This is a genomic window from Thalassotalea sp. SU-HH00458, assembly GCF_040362795.1.
Lineage (GTDB): Bacteria > Pseudomonadota > Gammaproteobacteria > Enterobacterales > Alteromonadaceae > Thalassotalea_H > Thalassotalea_H castellviae.
In genome coordinates, this window is the sequence record NZ_BAABWW010000002.1 from 20225 (window position 1) to 40372 (window position 20148).

The window sequence follows — 20148 nt, forward strand, 5'->3', positions numbered from 1 at the left end:
TGAGCGTATTACTACATTCTTGTATATACAATCTCACGATTATTTCTGCGTGTCAATAGTTGTATATACAACTATTGCGAATGTTTTCACTATCGGGTAAAGTGTCACTTATTACATTGAAATCTACCTGTTGCTCATAAAGCCTAGTCGCTTTTTCAACGATTAAAACTTTTGGATTATTTAACATGACTTCACCTTTGCGCTCACCTGTAAACTGGCAAACCCTTTTTGTTAATGTAAATTTAGCCACAATGTCTGAAGGTGCTGCCGGCTATGGCGTTATTGAACAAGGTGCTATCGCAATATCGGATGGTAAAATTGTTTGGTTAGGCAAAGAAATTGATTTACCTGCATACGATAAAGAAACCGTTGAAGTGATTGATGGTAACAACCAGTGGTTAACACCAGGGTTGATTGATTGCCATACCCATTTAATTTACGGGGGCGATCGGGCCAATGAATTTGAAATGCGTTTAGAAGGTAAAAGTTATGAAGAAATAGCCAATGCAGGCGGTGGTATAGTGTCAACGGTATCTGCTACCCGAAAAGCAAGTGAACAAACATTATATGATGCAGCGTTAAAACGTTTAACGGCACTTCATCAGCAAGGCGTTACTACGGTAGAAATTAAGTCAGGTTATGGACTTGATGTCGAAAACGAAGTCAAAATGTTAAATGTAGCAGGCATGCTTGCCAAGACAGTTCCCGTTACCATTAAACGTACATTTCTAGGCGCTCATGCGCTGCCGGTGGAATATAAGGACAAACCTGATGAGTATATTGACTTGGTTTGTAATGAAATGCTCCCTAAAATAGCTCAAGAAAAGTTAGCGGATGCCGTTGACGTTTTTTGTGAAGGGATCGGGTTTGATCTTGCTCAAACCGAACGTGTATTTGCTTGTGCTCGAAAATTTGGCTTGCCAGTAAAAGTCCATGCAGAGCAATTATCAAATTTAGGAGGCAGTGAATTAGCGGCGAAATATAACGCGCTTTCTTCAGATCATATCGAATTTCTTGATGAAGCAGGAATTTCTGCAATGAAAAAGGCAGAGATGACGGCCGTATTATTACCCGGCGCATTTTATTTCCTTAGAGAAACACAATTGCCACCGGTTGATTTATTAAGAAAACACCAAGTACCCATGGCAATTGCTACCGATGCTAACCCCGGCTCGTCGCCAATCAATAACTTACAATTAATGCTTAATATGGCGTGTACTTTTTTTCGATTAACACCGGCTGAGGCACTCTCTGGTATCACTTGTCATGGCGCTAAAGCGCTTGGTTTAGCTAACTCTAAAGGAAAATTAGCCGTAGGCTTTGATGCCGATATAGCTTGTTGGGATATAAAACAGCCTGCAGAATTATGTTATCAATTTGGAGTAAATCCCCTGGTCACATTGTATCAAGCAGGCAAAAGAGTCATATAATTAATGCGGTTGTATGCTTGATTGCTGTACAAAAGTTATCGTATTGATTAGTCTTAGCACAAGTAGTATTGCGGTATAAATGCTTTAAGGTTAATCATGCACAAACGTACTTTACGCTTTCGCGTTGTTATAAAACAGCTTTGGCTTGTCGTTTCTAGTTTTTTATTTGTGCCACATTTTGTGTTTGCCGCAAACCAACTTGAGAGCCTACCCACATACAGTTTTGCTGAATTTAATATTGCCTTTGTATTAGGTTTGAGCTTACCTTTATTGATTATTATGGCGCTTTTAAAACCTGTTCTTCGGGTGAAATGGCGTTTTCTAGCATTATTAACCTTGTCGTTATTAATGCAATTTTTTGCTTTTACGTCGTTGTCTCAATGGCAAACCCCAACGTTGCTAATTTCAGGCGCTGTTTTTGTGTTGTCGGCATTTTTATGGCTGCAAACGAGTCTTAGTCAGAATGTGATAACAAAAATCTTAACTTGGGTTATGGTGGGGGCTTGTGTTGCGTTTATCTGTAGTGTTTTCTGGCTGCGTGAAGTTGATGTTTTTCAACTCTGGTTAGTATTTATTGGGTCTCTAGTCCTTTTAACAGGATTTACGGCTTATCATTCTCGAGTAAACCAAACGGCTAACAGGCGAATGACAATTTTAATCATCTCCGTTGCCTTCTATGGTGTAGCTCTTTATTTATGGCTAAATGTTCAAGCGTCAATTGTTTGGGTACTTAGTTTGAGTGTGTTGAGTTATTTATTTGCTATTGTAAACGGTTGTTGGGGGATCGTTGAAGCGATACAACACCAATTAACAACATTAACAATTGAATCAGAACGAGAAAGTAATAAATTTGAGGCTAGTGTTGTTCCGTTAGACCCAATCACGAATTTACCGAGTTATCAGCAAAGCTTATTACGTTTAAAAAGAATTGTGAGTAATAAACCTGATAGTCAATTTGTAGCAATTGTATTTAAACCACTCAATTTTTATCAAGTAAATAAAGTACTAGGTCACCAAAATTCCGATATTTTATTATTACAACTCGCTTTTAATTTACAGCAGAGTGTTTGTGATGAACAATTATTAGTGAACTTTAATGATGAAAGCACGCCCGTGCGAATTTCTCGTCTGCAAGGCTTAGATTTTTTAATTGTACTTGATACCCGTTTATCAAATCACCCTGTGAAAATTGTCGTAGAAGATATTTGTCAAAAACTAGTAACAGCGGTTCCACAAGCCATGAGCTTTAAAAGTTTTTCATTGAACTTTGAATTAGCGTTTGGCGCCGCTATTTCTGATGATAAATTAGATTTTGAACAGTTAATTGCACACGCAAGTGATGCATTATTATCCGGTGAAAACCAAGATGAAAGGGTTAGTTATTTTAACCCTCAGGCTGCCGTATACACAGAACGCCATTTGGCAAAAATGGAAAAATTAAAACAAGATATTATTCATCAACGAATTAACTGGTTAGCTCAGCCACAAATCTCTTTATTAGATAAACAATTTAAAGGCTTTGAATTAACTATCGAATGGCAAGATAGCGATGGCGTACGTTTATCAACCGATGAGTTTAATGAAATAGCTGAGTTCAGTGGTGAAATTTATCAATTAACAAAACAAATGATCACACAAGCTTTTGAACTGTTATCGAATATGCATCGTTCGGGAATGCCAGCCTATGTAGCGATAAACTTATCGAGTAAAGATTTACTAGAAACCGAGCTTACTGACTTTATTGAGCAGCAAGCGAAAACAGTGTCGGTTTCAGTCGAGTATTTAATCATAGAACTAAGTGAGCAAGTATTACTCGACTCCGCCTTTAGAGCGCGGATGATGATTGATCAATTAAAAGCATTAGGGATTAAAATATCAATTGATAATTTTTCAGGTAGTTATGAAGCGTTAAGGTATCTTCGAAGAACGGCAATCCAACAAGTGAAAATTGATTGTGCCTTACTGAATAATCAACAAAATGATCAATCGGAGAAAACGATAGTGAATGCTCTGATAAATTTAATTCGTAAAATGGAAATACCAATTGTTGCTGTTGGCATCAATAATCGAGAAATTGAAAAATCTTATCTAGCGATAGGCGGAGATATTGCTCAAGGTCAATCGATTCATCAAGGACTGAGTGTTGATGATGCGCCAAAATGGCTGGCGCACTGGCAAAAACAACAGTGTAATTAAACCATAAGGGCAAATAGTTATTCTATATCTAAAGGTTCAGGAGAAAGAATAACTCCCGTGTTATCTGCGTAAACGTGGTCATCGGGTAAAAAAGTGACGCCAGCAAAATTAACGGCTAGGTCGCTTTCGCCATAAGCGGTATCTGTTGCTCCAACAGGAATAGAAACCAATCCTTGAATCCCTATGTCTACCTCTTCAAGCGCGTCAACATCACGGACACTACCGTAGCAAATTATTCCTTCCCAGTTATTACTGGCTGCAGTTTCAGCAATATTAATGTCGATTAAGGCACGTCGTGTAGAGCCTCCACCGTCAATAACAAGTACTTTACCTGTACCGTCGGTTTGTACTATCTGCTCAATAATGCCATTACTTTCAAAACACTTAATGGTAACAACTGTTCCGCCGAATGAACTACGACCACCATAATTACAAAAAATAGGCTCTAAAACGTCAACTAAATCTGCATAAATGTTGCACAACTCTGAAGTGTTATATTCCATTGTAGTTTCCTTAATTAACTTTAAATGAGAGTTATTTTTAATAAGAGTATACAGCGCCTATAGTTAGGTACAAGAGCCAGCGATGTTAAATTTAACCGTTATTACTTGTAATCTATAATGAAAGATTATTAAATGGTCGATAACGTAACCATAGGAAATAAAATTAATGGGAGTAGATAATAACTTTGCCTTAGGCTTCTTATTTTCTATAGAAACAGCCGTTTATAGCTTTCTAACCTATTTGCTTTATTCTTTCTATCAAGGCTTTGGTCGACGTTATGTAAAATACTGGACGTTAAGTTTAGCGTGCTTAAGTGTGCAGCATTTAGCGCTATCAATACAAAAATTCTTACCTCAATTTCATGAATTAACCCCAGTTCAAATTTTATTAACCTGTATCGTACAAGTGAACCAATACTTGTTTATTTGGTTATTCTTTATTGGTTTGTATTACACAAATAAAAATTTAAAATATTCCAATAGACTCGTTAAAAAAACCATAATCGTCCCAATTCTTTTGGGGATTTTTGTCTCATTGCTTTTTGCATTTGATGAGCAAGCGGTCTTTAATCGATTTTATCTGCGAGAAAGTTTAGCTGACTTTATCTTTGCAGGTATTTTTATGTTTATTTTCTTCTTTGTTTTTAATCTTAAAAAACTTCACTTTTCAGGCACTATTTTGCTCTTTTATAGTGCATTAATGTGTTTTCGCTATTTATTATTTTCATTTTTATCTGTTGGCTTTTTAACTGAGCCTTGGCTACAAGACCTTACCGCTATTTTGGTCTATTTTGATTTTGGCGCCAAAGTGACTTTAGGCTTTTTATTATTGGTTTGTATGCAAGGTGCAGAGCGAAGCGTTGCCGAAATAGCAATTAATCGAGCTCAATATTTAGATAAGCATGATTTACTCACTGGTGCCTTGAATCGTGAACAAGTCATTGAAAAGCTACCTATTGCTATAGAACAAGCGGTAAAAAACAATCAAAAGTTAGCTGTATACCTTATTGATATTAAGAGATTTAAATTTGTTAATGACACTTATGGTTTAAAGGTAGGTGATTTGATTTTAGGACAAATTGCCGTTCGATTATCTGAAAGCATTTTATTGCCGTTAGTTGTTGGGCGTTTAAGCGGTGATTCTTTTGTTTTTGCCATTGAAATTATTGAAGATAGCCAACAGCAAAAAGCGGCCCAACATTTACATGATTTAATTTCCCGGCCGTATTTGGTTAACCAACAAGAAATACCTTTACAATGTAGTGTCGGATATTGTTTATCACCACAAGACAGTAGTGAAGCAGAAGATCTGTTAAAAAAAGCCAATTTAGCTTTGTTTCATGCTGAAAGTCAGAATATTCCGAGCGTTAAATACGAAAGTGGCATGCAATCGCATGGTCGTCATTTATTAGCGGTTGAAAAAGAAATTCGCCAAGGTTTACAAAACAATGAATTTATTTTGTATTTTCAGCCGCAACTTAATTTATTAACCAATCGCATTGAAGGGGTTGAAGCGCTCGTTCGATGGCAGCATCCAGAAAAGGGACTCTTATCACCGGATAAATTTCTACCGGATTTTGATGCGTTAGGAATGAATGGTGAGCTTGATAATTATGTATTAGATCTTGCCTGTAAAACCAATGCGCAATGGTATAAGCAATATAAGCGACGAGTAGCTATTGCTGTGAATATGACCGCGGTAGAATTTCAAGATCCCAAACTTATCTCAAAAATTCAAACCCTATTGTTTAAGTATGATGTTCCTTCAAGCTATTTAGAACTGGAAATCACAGAAAATGTCGTGATTACCGATATCAGTGTTGCAATGGACACCATCGTGGTATTGCAAAACATGGGCATTAAAGTTTCTATTGATGATTTTGGTACAGGTTATTCTTCTTTGGCTTACTTAAGGCAATTACCGATTGATAAAATTAAGATCGATCGCAGTTTTATTACTGAGTTTTCAACCAATGATTCTGATTTAACGATCGTAAATTCGATGATCAAATTATCACATGGTTTAGGAAAAAGGGTGTTAGCCGAAGGGGTAGAAACCTTAGAGCAATTAAACTTATTAAGGAAGTTAGGTTGTGACGCCGTTCAAGGATATTTTATTAATCGACCCCTGCCGCCCGAAAAAATTGCTAATTATTTAACACGTAAAAAGTAAGTAGATTAGATTAATAACTAATAATTAATAACTTAGAAAATTTCTTTATTTTTTAAATTGTGTCTATACTTTCTAAAGCCGACTTTTTTAACTATTTCTGTTTGGTAATGAATTATGCTTATAAAACACAAACTTGCCTTAAATACTTCTATTTTGGTGGTGGCAATAGTCTTTTTGTTGATTATCTTGAACTACTCATCCGGTTCACTACAAAATGATTTGGATACTGCACGGACTATAGGAGCTGTTGAAAGTGACGTATTAAACCTTAGGCGTGATGAAAAAGATTTCCTATCCCGAAAAGATTTAAAATACGTAGCATCCTTTAAAAAGAATGTCGCAGGTTTAAAATCAAATTTAAATCATCTAGAAAAAACCTTTGAAAGTAGCTCCTCGAATACCAACCAAATAAAAAGTCTATTAAAAGTTATTAGTGATTATGAAAAAACTTTTCTGGAATTGGTTGAAATCCAAAAGGAGATAGGATTAACACCCACCGATGGTTTATATGGCAGTTTAAGAAGTGCGGTACATGATGCGGAAGAAATTTTAGGTAAGAGTAATTACCAACTGTTGAGCGGAATGTTGCAACTACGCCGTAATGAAAAAGATTTTATACTGCGTTTGGATGAAAAATATTTAACCCGTTGGCAGGGAAATGCCGACGCGTTAATAAACGATATTAGAGGCAGTAACCTAGATTCATCGACTCAAAATTCATTGTTAGATAGTATGAACGTTTACCGAAGTGCCTTTGAGAACTTAGTTGCCGGCCAAGTAAAGCTTGGCTTAACAGCATCTGAAGGGCAATTGGGTAAAATGAGAAAAACAATTCATCAAGTGGATGATTATACCACGCAGTTAGTTGCACAAACTAAACAAGACGTAAAAGATCATATATCTTCTATCGCTACGATTTCGTACAGTGCATCATTTATTATTCTGGTATTAGCAATTAGTGCCGCGGTTTGGACCAGTAGAGATATTTTAAATAGTATTAATAAACTCAAAGATACTATGATTGATATCTCGAATAAGAAAGACTTATCCATTGCGATTTCAACGGAAGGCAATGACGAACTCGCAGAAATGGCGGGCGTGTTTAACCAAATGATCGGGAGTTTTAGAAACTTAATTGTTCAAGTAAACCAATCGGTTGATACGGTAAACATTGCTACGCGTAACCTTTCTGAAAATATTCATAAAGCGAACGAAGGTGTTGATTCTCAAATTCAACAAACTGATTTAGTAGCTACTGCGGTAACTGAAATGGTGGCTACGGTAGATGAAATTGCCAGTAATACTCATGAGGCGGCAAATAAAGCTGAAACAACTCACCAAAATGCTGAAAAAGGCAAGTCAGGTGTAGAAAGTACGATTACTCAAATTGATCAGTTATCTAATACTTTATTAGAGTCTGAAAATATTGTACAAGAATTAGCGAAAGACAGTGACACTATAGGCTCAGTACTCGATGTTATTCGAGGGATTGCAGAACAAACAAACTTACTTGCCCTCAACGCCGCCATTGAAGCTGCACGAGCTGGTGAGCAAGGGAGAGGCTTTGCTGTAGTAGCTGATGAAGTTAGAACTTTGGCCAGTAGAACGCAAGATTCAACACAAGAAATTGAGAGCATTATTGGTTCATTACAATCAAGAACGAAAGATATTGTCTCTCATATGGCGGCCTGTCGTACCCAAGGTCAAGAAAGTGCCGATCAAGCAAGCTCAGCCGGTGAAATGTTAGAAGAAATAACGTTAGATGTTTCTACTATTATGGAAATGAATACTGCGATTGCTACCGCGATACAAGAACAAAGCACGGTGGCATCTGAGGTGAATCAACATGTTGTGATGATCAGGGATGTTGCGGAAAGTTCTGGTGAATCAGCTATCCAAAACGGCCAAATGAGTGAAGAGCTTTCACAGCAAGCAGATGTGTTAAATAATGAAGTAAATCAGTTTAAAGTATAAGTATCACTCGTTATCATTTTTGTATCATTGATAGCGCTTTAACTGACAACGATTCAAAAATAAAGGCGCTTTTTAGCGCCTTTATTGTAAAAAATGATAGTGATAAATACTGTGCATTTACTCACCATTCACTTTTAACTCGTCATGTTGTTGAGTGCACGGTATTTAACTAAAGAATAAAACGACTTAAATCTTCGTTTTTCACAACATCATTCAGTGTGTCTTGTACGTGTTTTTCATCAATGACGATCACTTCGCCACTTCGATCATTCGCTGTATAAGAAATTTCTTCGGTAAGTTTTTCCATCATGGTATGTAATCGACGGGCACCAATGTTTTCAGTGGTTTCATTTACTTGCCAAGCGGCCTTTGCGATTGCTTTGATACCATCCTCACTAAAAGAAATATCAACACCTTCAGTTGCCATTAAGGCAATATATTGTTCAGTTAACGAAGCATTCGGTTCGGTAAGAATACGTACAAAATCATCGCTGGTTAATGCTTGAAGTTCAACGCGAATAGGTAAACGGCCTTGCAATTCAGGGATCAAATCAGAAGGTTTTGCCATTTGAAAGGCACCTGAAGCGATAAATAAAATATGATCTGTTTTTACCATGCCGTGTTTCGTACTAACGGTTGAGCCTTCTACTAATGGTAATAGATCACGTTGTACACCTTCGCGAGATACATCTGGACCTGAGCTATCGCCACGCTTACAAATTTTGTCTATCTCATCAATAAATACAATGCCATTTTGTTCAACTGCTTCGAGAGCTTTGATTTTTATGTCTTCTTGATTAACAATTTTTGCGGCTTCTTCTTCTTGTAATGCTTTGAAAGCGTCTTTTATTTTCAATTTACGTTTATTGGTTTTTTCACTCGACATGCTTTGAAACATGTTTTGCAGCTGCGAGGTCATGTCTTCCATACCTGGAGGCGCCATAATTTCTACGCCAACTTGTGGTGCGGCTAAGTCTAACTCTATTTCTTTATCGTCTAATTTACCTTCACGTAATTTTTTACGGAAAATTTGGCGAGTGCTACTGTTATCGGAGCTTTCTTCATTACCAAAGTTATCACGCGGATTAGGAATTAATACATCTAAAATTCGTTCTTCTGCGGCTTCTTCGGCAAGGTGCTTTACCCGCGCCATTTCTTGCTCTTTGGTCATTTTAAATGCCATATCAGCAAGATCACGAATAATGGTTTCTACTTCTTTCCCTACGTAACCGACTTCAGTAAACTTCGTTGCTTCCACCTTGATAAACGGAGCGTTGGCAAGCTTAGCTAAACGGCGGGCTATTTCAGTTTTACCAACACCCGTTGGTCCGATCATTAATATATTTTTCGGAGTAACTTCTGTACGCAGCTCTTCATTTAATTGCATGCGGCGCCAGCGATTACGTAACGCTATAGCTACAGCACGTTTTGCATCCGCTTGGCCTACTATGTGGCTATCTAGTTCGTGAACAATTTCACGTGGTGTCATGTTCGACATATTTATTTCCTTACTGCTGGGAGTAATACTTTTGCTTTATCGTGTTGAAATAAAGACGATAAAATATATTGTTGAGTTAAAGTTCATCGATTGTTTGAGAATGGTTGGTAAACACGCAAATGTCACCAGCAATTTTTAATGACTTTTCGACAATTTCCTTGGCGGAAAGCTCAGTATTTTCTAGTAATGCTGTAGCTGCTGATTGAGCGAAATTACCGCCACTGCCGATAGCGATTAAGTCATGCTCAGGTTGAACAACGTCGCCATTCCCCGTAATGATCAACGAGGCTGTTTCATCCGCCACGGCTAATAAGGCTTCTAATTTACGTAATGCACGATCACTGCGCCAGTCTTTTGCTAATTCAACGGCTGCTTTGGTTAAATGTCCTTGATGTTGTTCAAGTTTACTTTCAAAGCGTTCAAAAAGGGTAAAAGCATCGGCGGTGCCGCCAGCAAAACCAGCTAGTACTTTGTCGTTATATAAACGGCGTACTTTTTTGGCGTTACCTTTCATTACCGTATTACCAAGAGAAACCTGGCCATCGCCACCAATAGCTACTTTGCCATTACGTCTTACAGATACAATAGTAGTCACATCAAACCTCAAAAAATTTAGGCTGATACGGGCGTATCAGCTATATCAATGTAAATTAAATAAGGGTCTGTCGTTAATTTTTCAAGGATGCGTGGAAATTATTTCCATAACCATATTTGGCAAGTGCTGATATTGTTACTACTTAATTTGTGTTTATCTTTTTCTGCATTACGTTTTTTTTCGTATGGGCCTAAAAAAACTTTATGCCATGTGCCGCTTGAGCCTTTGGCAGCACTAATTTGAGCCGATAAACCTGAAAAAGCGATATTGGCTTTCATTACTTCTGCTTGTTTTCGGGTTCTAAACGAGCCACATTGCATTTTATATGGACCTTTTTCGACAACTGCATATTCACCAACTTCAACCTCTTTCGATTTTAGTTGTTCCATATATTGCCATTTTTCTTTAGGGGGCGTTGGTAACTGACTGGCATTTTCTTCATGTTGCGATTGCTCAATTTGCTCGGCAACTGTGGGCGTTTCAATATCTTTTATTGACCATAATAAGTAAGCAAAAGCCGGTAAAGCGATAAGTAACACTAAGGCAATTAGTTTAATTTTTAATGAAAGACCTACTGCAACTTCCGCGTGCTTTGGTTGGTATGGATTACTTTTTTTCTTAGGAGTGCGCGAACGCGATACGTAATCTTGATGAGCCATTATTGCTTATTTATCTATGTTAGAGCGAAAACTTCGGTTATTTTAGCGAATTGGTTTGAAATTAACAGGGAATATTTGTCTTTATTATGGAAAAGCGCACAAGCTACTTTTTTCTTTACACTTTCTTATTTTTATTCCTCACCAACTGAGATCTATTGGGTCGATATCAATTGTCCACCGCACTTTGTTAAGCCATTCGTTTTGCTGACTTTGCGCGATCATTTGTCTAATTGCAGTATGTAGTTCTGGTCGAGATTTCGCTTGTAAAATTAAATGAAAACGATATTTTCCCGCTTTCTTTTCCATGGCTGCTGGCATCGGGCCCGCTATTTCACAGGATGATATTGGGGTTTGAGCTAATTGGCGTAAAAACTTTTCAGGATAAGAAGGGTAATTTGCTTCGGCTCGAAACAGGGCTTGATAACCAAACGGAGGCAAATATGCCATTTTACGCTCTGTTAAGCTTTGTTGGGCAAAATGGCGATAACCATTATTGACTAAATCTTGTAATAACGGGTGTTGTGGATATTGTGTTTGTACTATCACTTTACCAGGTTTACTCGCTCGCCCAGCTCGCCCTGCAACTTGTACTAATAATTGCGCCATGTGTTCACTGGCTCGATAATCAAAACTAAATAATGCACCGTCAATATCTAACATGGCAACTAAGGTGACATCAGGGAAATGATGTCCTTTGGCAAGCATTTGCGTACCAATTAAAATTTGATGTTCTTTATCGGTTATCGCTTGCAAACGTTTGGCTAATTCTCCTTTTTTACGGGTACTGTCTCGGTCGATACGCACGGTACTATATTGGTTAAATGTTTCTGTTAAATATTCTTCTACTTGCTCTGTCCCTTGACCAACGGGTTTTATGCGTACACTGCCACAATCTGGACATTGTTGAGGAATACGTTTTTGGCTAGTGCAATGATGACAAATCAATAAACCTTGCGAACGGTGCAGGGTATAAGGTTTGTTACATCGATGACAATCAGCAACCCAGTGGCATTCATTACAATTGATAGCTGGCGCGAATCCTCGACGATTTAAAAAAACCAGTACTTGTTCGCCTCTGTTAAGCGTGGTGTTGATTAATTGCTTAAGTGGCTTTGAAAGGCCAAATTCTAAGGGTTGATTAGCAACATCAATCAGCGATATTTTCGCTTCTACACTTTTACCCGCTCGTTTGGTTAATTGATGATAATGATATTTATTGGTTAACGCATTTTGTAACGACTCAAAACTAGGGGTTGCACTGCCTAAAACAATCGGAATATTTAATTGTTTAGCCCGTAAAATAGCGATGTCTCTGCCATGATAGCGAAAGCTGTCTTGTTGTTTAAATGAGCCGTCATGTTCTTCATCAACAATAATTAAGCCAAGTTTTGGCAATGGACTAAAAACCGCTGAACGAGTACCAATGACAATCGCTGCACAGTTTTGCAGAGCACTTTGCCACGTATCAAAGCGTTCTTTGTCATTTAATCCTGAATGGTGCAAAAAAATAGGGACATTAAAGCGCTGTTCAAATCGATTTAATGTTTGCGGTGTTAAACCTATTTCAGGGACGAGAACGAGTACTTGCTGATTGTTGGCAAGGACTTTTTCCATGGCCTGTAAATACACTTCGGTTTTACCGCTGCCGGTGACACCATCGACTAGATGACAACTGTATTGTTCCGTTGATTGGTCAATGGCCGAGACAATGACCGCTTGTTCCGCCGATAAATTCAGTTTGTCACTTTCATTTAAATATTCAGTTTGCCAGTGATAAACTTCAATTGGCTTTTCTAATGCGCTAATAAATTGTTTTTCTTCTAAGCTTTTCAATTGTGCTTTGGTATAACCTAAGGTACGAATTTCAGGCCATGTTAATTTATGATGGTTTTCAATGAGTCTTAATAATTGAATTTGTTTTTTTGCGCGGCCTTGTTTAAATGTCTTTATTTTTGTTGGTTCGCAACTTTCATTGAATTGCCAATAATGACAAACCGGTTTTTTTGGTGGCTCTGTTTTTCTCAGTAACACGGGCAGCGCTTGCTGAAAAACATCGCCAATTGGGTGATGATAGTAGCGCGCGGCAAGAGTGAGTAATTTGAGTAACGGTGCAGGTAAGTGAGTATCTGAGTCAATACGGCTGATAATCGCTTTTAATTTGTCTTTTTCTAAAGGGGTGTCATCGTCCACTGAAATGACAATACCAATGACTTGTCGGTGACTAAAAGGCACGATAACGCGCTCACCAACTAAGCTCTTATCATTAAGTAATGCGTTTGGCACAAGATAAGTGAATAACTGACGCATAGGGACAGGAATGGCAACTTGTATATAAATATCCTGCAGCAAAATGTTCGTCATCTTTTTGTCATTTACGTTGTGGTTATTTTGAATGTTTAGTGATGGCTTGCCAAGCAAAGAGTGTCGATAACACCGATAATTAGTTAAAAAGCGGTAAACGGTTATTTTTTTATCAGTTTTCCTTGCAGTGGTTAAGGCGATCCTTTATTATTCGCCACCATTATTTTTAACTCGTATGGTGCTTAGCAGTCAATAAATACTGACTAAGTGGCGATACGGCCTATACAGAGGTTACCCATGAAAGAAGGCATCCACCCAAATTACGCGGAGTTCAAGGCAACTTGTTCTTGTGGTCACGTAATCACTACTCGTTCTACAGTAGGTAAAGATTTACACTTAGACGTATGTTCAGAATGTCACCCATTCTACACTGGTAAGCAAAAAGCTGCTGAGACTGGTGGTCGTGTTGATAAATTCAATAAACGTTTTGGTGCATTGTCTAAGAAGTAATCTTAGTCAGTTAGCAAAATGTTTAAAAAAGCGCCGACGGGCGCTTTTTTTATGTCTATGGTTTTAAATCAAACGTTGTTCTGGCTAGGTTAACGTGACTTGTAAATTATCTATCAACCTTGCTTTGCCACAATGAGCTGCTGCTAGTATGACTAACTCATGATCGTCTTCACTAGCAGGTTGTAAAGTTCGAGCATGACAAATGTGAATATAGTCAGTTTTTAAGCCCGCATTATCGATATAACTGGCGGCTTTTTTTGCCAAACCGATAAAATCATTATCTTGCTTAATTTGTTCCGCTAACCATTGAATATTTTGACTTAATGCGGGCGCTACTTTTAATTCCTCTTCGGTTAAGTAACCATTGCGAGAGCTTAAAGCCAGGCCACTTGTTTCACGCATCGTTTCAACCGGAACAATTTTTATTGGCATTGATAAGTCTTCAACCATGGTTTGAATCACTTGTACTTGTTGATAATCTTTTAAACCAAAACAAGCGACATCCGGCTGTACTAAGTTGAATAACTTACAAACGACAGTAGCAACCCCTCGAAAATGCCCAGGTCTGCTTTCGCCACAGTAACCTTCGGAAACATTAGGCACTTCAACATAACTTTGTTTATCAAGTCCTTTCGGGTAAATAATTTCGGATGTGGGCGTAAAAAGTAAGTCGGTATTTGCAGACGCTAATTTCTGTTGATCGTCGGCCATGGTACGTGGATAACTATCAATATCTTCATTTGCTCCAAACTGCATAGGGTTGACAAAAATACTCGCAACCACTTTGTCAGCGTGTTTATGTGCTTCTGTGACCAATGAAATATGACCGTCATGAAGGTTACCCATGGTCGGGACAAATGCGACGGTAAGGCCTTGTTGATGCCAGGTTTTTACGGTCTCGCGAAGTTCACTTATTTCACTGACTGTTTTCATATGTATTACCTTTACGGTTTAGCAAAATCGAGGTTTTTAGCTTGGATGATAAATAGATAATCAGGTGCAATGCTTATTTAAAAATATGCTCATCGCCAGGGAAATTCCCTTTACTAACTTCTGAAATATAAAGCTCGATTGCTTTTTTAATATCGCCAGTATCAATTAAGAAATTACGTGAAAATTTAGGCATATAGCTACACGAAATACCTAATGCATCGTGCATAACAAGAATTTGCCCGTCAGTATCTTTACCGGCACCAATACCAATAGTGGGGATGGTTATCGCCTGTGAAATTGCTTTCCCTAGACCCGCGGGAATACATTCTAGTACTAAAAGTTGCGCACCCGCAGCTTCTAAAGCTTTAGCATGTGCAATCATTTCAAGAGCTTTATCTTCATCTCGACCTTGCACTTTAAAGCCACCAAACACATTAACTGACTGTGGTGTTAAACCTAAATGGGCACAAACTGGAATTCCGCGCTCAACCAACCCTTGAATTGTTTCCGCTAACCAAAGGCCACCTTCTATTTTAACCATGCTTGCACCTGCTTGCATCAGTTTCGCTGCATTGGTAAAAGCTTGTTCTTTAGTGGCATAACTCATAAATGGCATATCGCTGATAATAAGCGCTTCTTCGACTCCACGTTTAACACTCTGCGTATGATAGGCCATATGTTCGATGTCAACAGGTAGAGTATCGTCTTGTCCTTGCAATACCATGCCTAGTGAATCGCCAATTAAAATGGCGTGAATACCTGCTTGGTCAAATAACTTAGCGAAACTTGCATCATAAGCGGTAATGGTTGATATTTTTTCACCATTTTGCTTCATTTTTTGTAAGGTTGCTGTGGTAATTTTTGCCATGATTTTTCCAGAGTTGTAAACGTTAGCTAATGTTTAGTTGGGCTTTATTTTAACGTATTGAGTCTAATTGGCTATGAATTTTTAAATCATTTGTGGCGATGTTTTTCGCAAGAGTTGAAATACTCGTGCCATCAGGCATGACAAGTGTTTCAGCAATTTCGGCTAAAGGAATGATCACAAATTCTCGTACTTTCATGCCATAATGAGGCACCGTTAACCGTTCGTTATTAATGGTTTTATCACCAAATAGAAGAATGTCAAGGTCTAAAATACGCGCGCCCCAACGGTTTTCTTTTCGAACTCGACCTGCTTTATTTTCAATTGCTTGTAAATGGTCAAGCAAGACTAAAGCAGGCAATTGTGTTTCAACGGCCATTACGGCATTCATATAATCAGGTTGGTCTTGTGGTCCCATAGGACGACTATAATATAAAGAAGATATTTTAATGCAGTGGGTGTTTGGGATCGTCTTTATTTGCTCAATTGCTAGATGAATTTGAGCTTTAGGATCAGATAAATTACTGCCAAGTCCGATATACGCTAAGGTCATTATTCACTACTTTTAGCGGCTTGATTTCTAGGTTTACGACGTTTACGGGGTGTTCGTCGTTGGGTTGCACCTGACTTTACAATACTTTTTATCATAAGCTGTTGTGTTTCATGATTGTTTTGCTGAAAGTCAGTCCACCATTTAGCTAATTCTGCTAGGTGAGTATTTTCAGCGGTCGCTTCAATTTCACTGCGCAACAATAAAAAGTCGTATCCGGCTCTAAATTTGGGATGTTCGAATGCTTTATAAGCTTGTTTGCCGACTCGCTTGTTAAGCTTATCTTGTAATATCCAGATATCTTTCATTACGGCTTGAAACCGTTTGGGTATCGCAATACTACGTTGTTGTTCAGACATTATTTCGCCTAAGGCATTAAAAAATGCATCTTGCGGCGTCAATTGCGTTTTTGCATGTAATTGAGAAATGTGTTTTTGTAATGGATACCATAAAAAAGCAGCAAATAAAAAGGCAGGGGTAACACGCTTGTTATTATTGATGCGGTCATCTGTATTCTTTAAAGCTTGTTCAATAAATGCTAGTAAATAAGGCTCTTCATTGTTATTTAGTGCTTGATCAACAATCGGGAAAAAATAACGAAAAAGTTGATACTCGCGTAATAAATGAAAGTTACTGTAAGCTTTGCCAGAAAGAAATAATTTTAAAAACTCTTCAAACATTCTTGCTGGTGGAATATTTTCAAGTAATGGCGCTAGTGCTTTAATGGGGCGACGAGTTTCTTCGCTAATGTCCATATCAAGTTTGGTGGCAAAGCGAATCGCACGTAACATTCTTACAGGATCTTCGCGGTAACGTGTTTCAGGATCACCAATTAAGCGAATTTTTTTCGCATTAATATCACTGATCCCGTTAGCAAAGTCATAAATTTTGAAGTCGGCTGATGAATAATACAAGGCGTTGATAGTGAAATCTCGACGCTCAGCATCTTCATCAATAGAGCCATAAATATTGTCGCGCAACAACATGCCATGCTCACTTTGTTTAGAGGTTTTTTGGCAATCTTGTTGTTTTTGAGGAGCACTTTCATGGTGTCCTCTGAAAGTGGCAACTTCAATAATTTCTCGGCCAAAAACAATATGTGCTAAACGAAAGCGTCTTCCAATTAATCGGCAATTTCTGAATAAAGCTTTTATTTGTTCAGGTGTGGCATTGGTTGCGATATCAAAATCTTTTGGAGCTAAACCAAGTAAAATGTCGCGAACGCCCCCGCCGACAAGGTAAGCTTCATAGCCCGCTTTATTTAAACGATACAAAACCTTTAAGGCGCTAGCACTGATCAAACTACGAGAAACGGGGTGTTGATCTCGGGTAAAAATTTGTGGGGAGTGGTTGATATTTTTAGGTGACGTTTTATTTTTTTTCTTACCTAAAACTTTTTTGCACAAATTGATCACGCTTTTAATGGTAACTGCCTATAGAAATGAAGGATAACGGCGCAATAATATAACAGTGAAGCTAAAAAGAGAATGAAAAAACGGCATCTTAACCATTTTATTGCTTAGTTTAATTGGATTTCTTGTTTTTTAGGAACAGAATCAAGCTGCCAATGTGTAATTGCCCACTGAATGATTTCATCTACAGGTAAATGCTTCAAATCATTCGGTGGTTGTTGACCTAAATATTGTAACGCGGCAAATAGGGCGGGTTGCGGCTTGTGATTATCTATCGCGGGTGCTTTATTTTGCTTGCTCAGTTTGTAGCCTTGCTCAGTAACGGCCAGCGGAATATGACCGAATACAGGTGCTTTTATATTTTCACTCAGGTGATTATTATCTTGTTTTGACTGAAACAAATGACTAAATGCTTTATCAGACAAAAGTTGATAAAAGCTTAATTGACGTGCGGTGGGCTCGAGTAGGTCGCAACCGCGAATTACGTGGCTAATATTTTGGTATATATCATCAGCGACTACGGCAAGTTGATAAGCAAATAAACCGTCTTTTCTTCGGATTATAAAATCTTCTTTTGCCAGGGCCTTATTACATTGTACTTGCCCTTGGATGAGATCGGAATATTGATCAATTTGAACTTGGTTAATAACCCTAATGGCATTTTGATTATTATCTAGATTTAAGTGACGACAATGTCCTTGATAAATACCACCATTGGCTTTGATTTTCGCTCGAGTACATTGACAATAATAACAATGGTGCTCTGCAAAGAGCTGTTCAATAATATGTTGATAGTAATCAGTCTGGGTGCTTTGAAAAAGAATATCTTCGTCCCAGTGTAAACCGAACGCGTCTAATGTTTTTAAAATATGGGCGCTGGCGCCTTGTTTTTCTCGCGGGGGATCAATATCTTCAATCCTAACGAGCCAAGTACCATTGTTTTTTTTTGCCTCTAAATAACTCGCAAGGGCGGTAATTAACGAGCCAAAATGAAGGTGACCAGAAGGGGAAGGAGCAAAGCGACCACGGTATTGAACGAGTGGTCGCATCATGTCACTAGCCGTCATCTATAATGATGGTTAACCAGCTAACTGACGTTCTTTAATTTCAGCTAAGGTTTTACATTCAATACATAAATCTGCTGTTGGTCTTGCTTCTAAACGGCGAATACCGATTTCGATACCGCAAGTTTTACAAAAACCAAAATCATCTTCTTCGATTAACTGTAAAGTTTTTTCAATTTTCTTGATAAGTTTACGTTCCCGATCTCGAGTACGTAATTCAAGGCTGAACTCTTCTTCTTGTGCAGCACGATCAACGGGGTCTGGGAAATTTGCTGCCTCGTCTTGCATATGAGTCACCGTACGGTCAACTTCTTCACGAAGTTGTACACGCCAAGCATCAAGAATTTTCTTAAAATGCTCTGATTGCTCAGCGTTCATGTATTCTTCACCAGCTTTTTCTACGTAAGGTTCTACACCTGCTAAAGCTAATATGCCTAATGCTTTTTTGTTGTTTGGCATGCTTATTCTCCTAATGCTGCGTACATCAAATAACGCGTAAATTCTATTATTTGATTGCATGTGCCAATTATAATAGATCTTAATTATCAGAACTATATTGTGTTGCGGTGTTTAAAATTCAAGAAAAAATTAAAAATAAATATTAATCAAATTAAATCAAAGGGTTAGCTGATAGGCTTATCCTGTATTGATGTCTACCTTACCCGCAAGCCCACTTTTTTATCAAGTTTTGCTATACCGCGTCAATGTTTTACTGAGATTATTTCACGCTTAAAGGGTTTTCAAGCGTTATATTGATGCCTTCGAGCTTATTGTCAAAATGGGCTTGATAAGCGATAACTTCAACGCCTTTTTGTCTTGCTAACTGCAAAAGATGAGCATATTTTTCATCTATATGGGCTGCCGCTTTTACGGAACTTATACCTGAATGAAGCACGGCAAAAAATAAAACTGCACGATTGCCCTGCTCAACAACTTCAATTAATTCACGTAAATGTTTTTGGCCTCGTTCAGTTTTAGCATCAGGGAAGTATCCTTGCTGTTTTTCGAGCAAGGTGACGCTTTTGACTTCAATAAAGGTTGCTTTGCCTTGTTCGTCAATGAGGTGAAAATCAACTTTACTAGCTTCATTGCCATATTTTACTTCACGTTTTAAATCCGTGAAATTTTTAAATTCGCTAATTTTTTGATTAATTAATGCTTCTTCCACGAGCTGATTTGCTCGAATGGTATTAACACAAATCCAATGTTGTTCCTTTGTTTGAGATAACTCCCAACTAAAGGGGTATTTACGTTTTTTATTCTCTGAAACACTATAATAAACCGTATCACCAGAAGTGGCACAACCGGTCATAGCGCCTGTGTTTGCCACATGAATGGTTGTTTCTGTACCGTCTTCAAGCGATACATCCGCGAGAAAGCGTTTATAACGTTTAATTAACGTAGCTTTTTGAGCATGAATTTGCATGATTTAAAGTAAGCGAGTTGATTTTTTATTATGTTACGTTAAGACAAGTTAAATCGCGA

At 38.0% G+C, this 20148-nt stretch carries 17 protein-coding genes; 5 read left to right on the forward strand and 12 right to left on the reverse strand.

Annotation, left to right across the window (positions count from 1 at the left end; translation table 11 throughout):
• Positions 1-185 precede the first annotated feature (185 nt).
• Positions 186-1430 carry an imidazolonepropionase gene (hutI, locus tag ABXH06_RS03085; protein ID WP_353517261.1) on the forward strand — a complete coding sequence of 415 codons (1245 nt, stop codon included), beginning with the start codon at positions 186-188 and terminating at the stop codon, positions 1428-1430.
• Between the two features lie 96 nt (positions 1431-1526).
• Entirely contained in the window at positions 1527-3626 is a 2100-nt protein-coding gene (locus ABXH06_RS03090) for an EAL domain-containing protein (protein ID WP_353517262.1), read from the forward strand.
• A 17-nt stretch (positions 3627-3643) separates the two neighbouring features.
• Here the strand turns inward: ABXH06_RS03090 and rraA are convergent, their stop codons facing one another.
• Entirely contained in the window at positions 3644-4129 is a 486-nt protein-coding gene (gene rraA / locus ABXH06_RS03095; protein WP_311584408.1) for a ribonuclease E activity regulator RraA, read from the reverse strand.
• A gap of 166 nt (positions 4130-4295) precedes the next feature.
• Between rraA and ABXH06_RS03100 the strand changes: the two genes are divergently transcribed.
• Entirely contained in the window at positions 4296-6302 is a 2007-nt protein-coding gene (locus tag ABXH06_RS03100; RefSeq protein ID WP_353517263.1) for a putative bifunctional diguanylate cyclase/phosphodiesterase, read from the forward strand.
• Positions 6303-6416: 114 nt separating this feature from the next.
• The gene (locus ABXH06_RS03105) at positions 6417-8276 is read left to right on the forward strand and encodes a methyl-accepting chemotaxis protein (protein ID WP_353517264.1); all 1860 of its coding nucleotides are present in this window, start codon (positions 6417-6419) and stop codon (positions 8274-8276) included.
• Between the two features lie 169 nt (positions 8277-8445).
• On the opposite strand, the gene hslU is transcribed toward ABXH06_RS03105, so the two are convergent.
• The 4 genes from hslU to priA all read right to left on the reverse strand — a co-directional run bounded on the left by hslU (position 8446) and on the right by priA (position 13389).
• Complete coding sequence (hslU, locus tag ABXH06_RS03110) at positions 8446-9774, reverse strand: ATP-dependent protease ATPase subunit HslU (RefSeq protein ID WP_311584398.1); 1329 nt, start codon at positions 9772-9774, stop codon at positions 8446-8448.
• A gap of 76 nt (positions 9775-9850) precedes the next feature.
• Positions 9851-10369, reverse strand: coding sequence for an ATP-dependent protease subunit HslV (gene hslV / locus ABXH06_RS03115; protein WP_311584395.1), 519 nt, complete (start codon positions 10367-10369; stop codon positions 9851-9853).
• A gap of 98 nt (positions 10370-10467) precedes the next feature.
• Positions 10468-11028 carry an SPOR domain-containing protein gene (locus ABXH06_RS03120; RefSeq protein ID WP_311584392.1) on the reverse strand — a complete coding sequence of 187 codons (561 nt, stop codon included), beginning with the start codon at positions 11026-11028 and terminating at the stop codon, positions 10468-10470.
• Between the two features lie 138 nt (positions 11029-11166).
• Positions 11167-13389, reverse strand: coding sequence for a primosomal protein N' (priA, locus tag ABXH06_RS03125; RefSeq protein WP_353517266.1), 2223 nt, complete (start codon positions 13387-13389; stop codon positions 11167-11169).
• 237 nt (positions 13390-13626) lie between these two features.
• Here priA and rpmE point away from each other — a divergent pair, with 237 nt between their 5' ends.
• Positions 13627-13839, forward strand: a complete 213-nt coding sequence (rpmE, locus tag ABXH06_RS03130; protein ID WP_311584387.1) for a 50S ribosomal protein L31 — start codon at positions 13627-13629, stop codon at positions 13837-13839.
• A gap of 84 nt (positions 13840-13923) precedes the next feature.
• Here the strand turns inward: rpmE and panC are convergent, their stop codons facing one another.
• From panC to sfsA, 7 genes are all read right to left on the reverse strand, one after another.
• Complete coding sequence (panC, locus tag ABXH06_RS03135) at positions 13924-14772, reverse strand: pantoate--beta-alanine ligase (RefSeq protein ID WP_353517267.1); 849 nt, start codon at positions 14770-14772, stop codon at positions 13924-13926.
• 73 nt (positions 14773-14845) lie between these two features.
• Complete coding sequence (gene panB / locus ABXH06_RS03140; RefSeq protein WP_311584382.1) at positions 14846-15640, reverse strand: 3-methyl-2-oxobutanoate hydroxymethyltransferase; 795 nt, start codon at positions 15638-15640, stop codon at positions 14846-14848.
• Between the two features lie 49 nt (positions 15641-15689).
• The gene (gene folK, locus ABXH06_RS03145; RefSeq protein ID WP_311584379.1) at positions 15690-16190 is read right to left on the reverse strand and encodes a 2-amino-4-hydroxy-6-hydroxymethyldihydropteridine diphosphokinase; all 501 of its coding nucleotides are present in this window, start codon (positions 16188-16190) and stop codon (positions 15690-15692) included.
• Positions 16190-17593 carry a polynucleotide adenylyltransferase PcnB gene (gene pcnB / locus ABXH06_RS03150; protein ID WP_311584376.1) on the reverse strand — a complete coding sequence of 468 codons (1404 nt, stop codon included), beginning with the start codon at positions 17591-17593 and terminating at the stop codon, positions 16190-16192. Before pcnB ends, folK begins: the two co-directional genes overlap by 1 nt.
• A gap of 113 nt (positions 17594-17706) precedes the next feature.
• On the reverse strand, positions 17707-18651 hold the full coding sequence (gene gluQRS / locus ABXH06_RS03155; RefSeq protein WP_353517268.1) for a tRNA glutamyl-Q(34) synthetase GluQRS: 945 nt from the start codon (positions 18649-18651) through the stop codon (positions 17707-17709).
• 27 nt (positions 18652-18678) lie between these two features.
• Positions 18679-19122 (reverse strand): RNA polymerase-binding protein DksA, encoded by a 444-nt coding sequence (gene dksA / locus ABXH06_RS03160; protein ID WP_311584371.1) that lies wholly within the window; start codon positions 19120-19122, stop codon positions 18679-18681.
• A gap of 259 nt (positions 19123-19381) precedes the next feature.
• Positions 19382-20089, reverse strand: a complete 708-nt coding sequence (gene sfsA / locus ABXH06_RS03165) for a DNA/RNA nuclease SfsA (RefSeq protein WP_353517269.1) — start codon at positions 20087-20089, stop codon at positions 19382-19384.
• Positions 20090-20148 lie beyond the last annotated feature (59 nt).

Coding starts and splice junctions, on each gene's coding strand:
- panB (WP_311584382.1), bottom strand. CDS start 15,640: ATGGCAAAAATTACCACAGCAACCTTACAAAAAATGAAGCAAAATGGT.
- gluQRS (WP_353517268.1), bottom strand. CDS start 18,651: ATGATGCGACCACTCGTTCAATACCGTGGTCGCTTTGCTCCTTCCCCT.
- ABXH06_RS03100 (WP_353517263.1), top strand. CDS start 4,296: ATGGGAGTAGATAATAACTTTGCCTTAGGCTTCTTATTTTCTATAGAA.
- hslU (WP_311584398.1), bottom strand. CDS start 9,774: ATGTCGAACATGACACCACGTGAAATTGTTCACGAACTAGATAGCCAC.
- hutI (WP_353517261.1), top strand. CDS start 186: ATGACTTCACCTTTGCGCTCACCTGTAAACTGGCAAACCCTTTTTGTT.
- ABXH06_RS03090 (WP_353517262.1), top strand. CDS start 1,527: ATGCACAAACGTACTTTACGCTTTCGCGTTGTTATAAAACAGCTTTGG.
- ABXH06_RS03105 (WP_353517264.1), top strand. CDS start 6,417: ATGCTTATAAAACACAAACTTGCCTTAAATACTTCTATTTTGGTGGTG.
- rpmE (WP_311584387.1), top strand. CDS start 13,627: ATGAAAGAAGGCATCCACCCAAATTACGCGGAGTTCAAGGCAACTTGT.
- priA (WP_353517266.1), bottom strand. CDS start 13,389: ATGACGAACATTTTGCTGCAGGATATTTATATACAAGTTGCCATTCCT.
- sfsA (WP_353517269.1), bottom strand. CDS start 20,089: ATGCAAATTCATGCTCAAAAAGCTACGTTAATTAAACGTTATAAACGC.
- dksA (WP_311584371.1), bottom strand. CDS start 19,122: ATGCCAAACAACAAAAAAGCATTAGGCATATTAGCTTTAGCAGGTGTA.
- ABXH06_RS03120 (WP_311584392.1), bottom strand. CDS start 11,028: ATGGCTCATCAAGATTACGTATCGCGTTCGCGCACTCCTAAGAAAAAA.
- folK (WP_311584379.1), bottom strand. CDS start 16,190: ATGACCTTAGCGTATATCGGACTTGGCAGTAATTTATCTGATCCTAAA.
- panC (WP_353517267.1), bottom strand. CDS start 14,772: ATGAAAACAGTCAGTGAAATAAGTGAACTTCGCGAGACCGTAAAAACC.
- rraA (WP_311584408.1), bottom strand. CDS start 4,129: ATGGAATATAACACTTCAGAGTTGTGCAACATTTATGCAGATTTAGTT.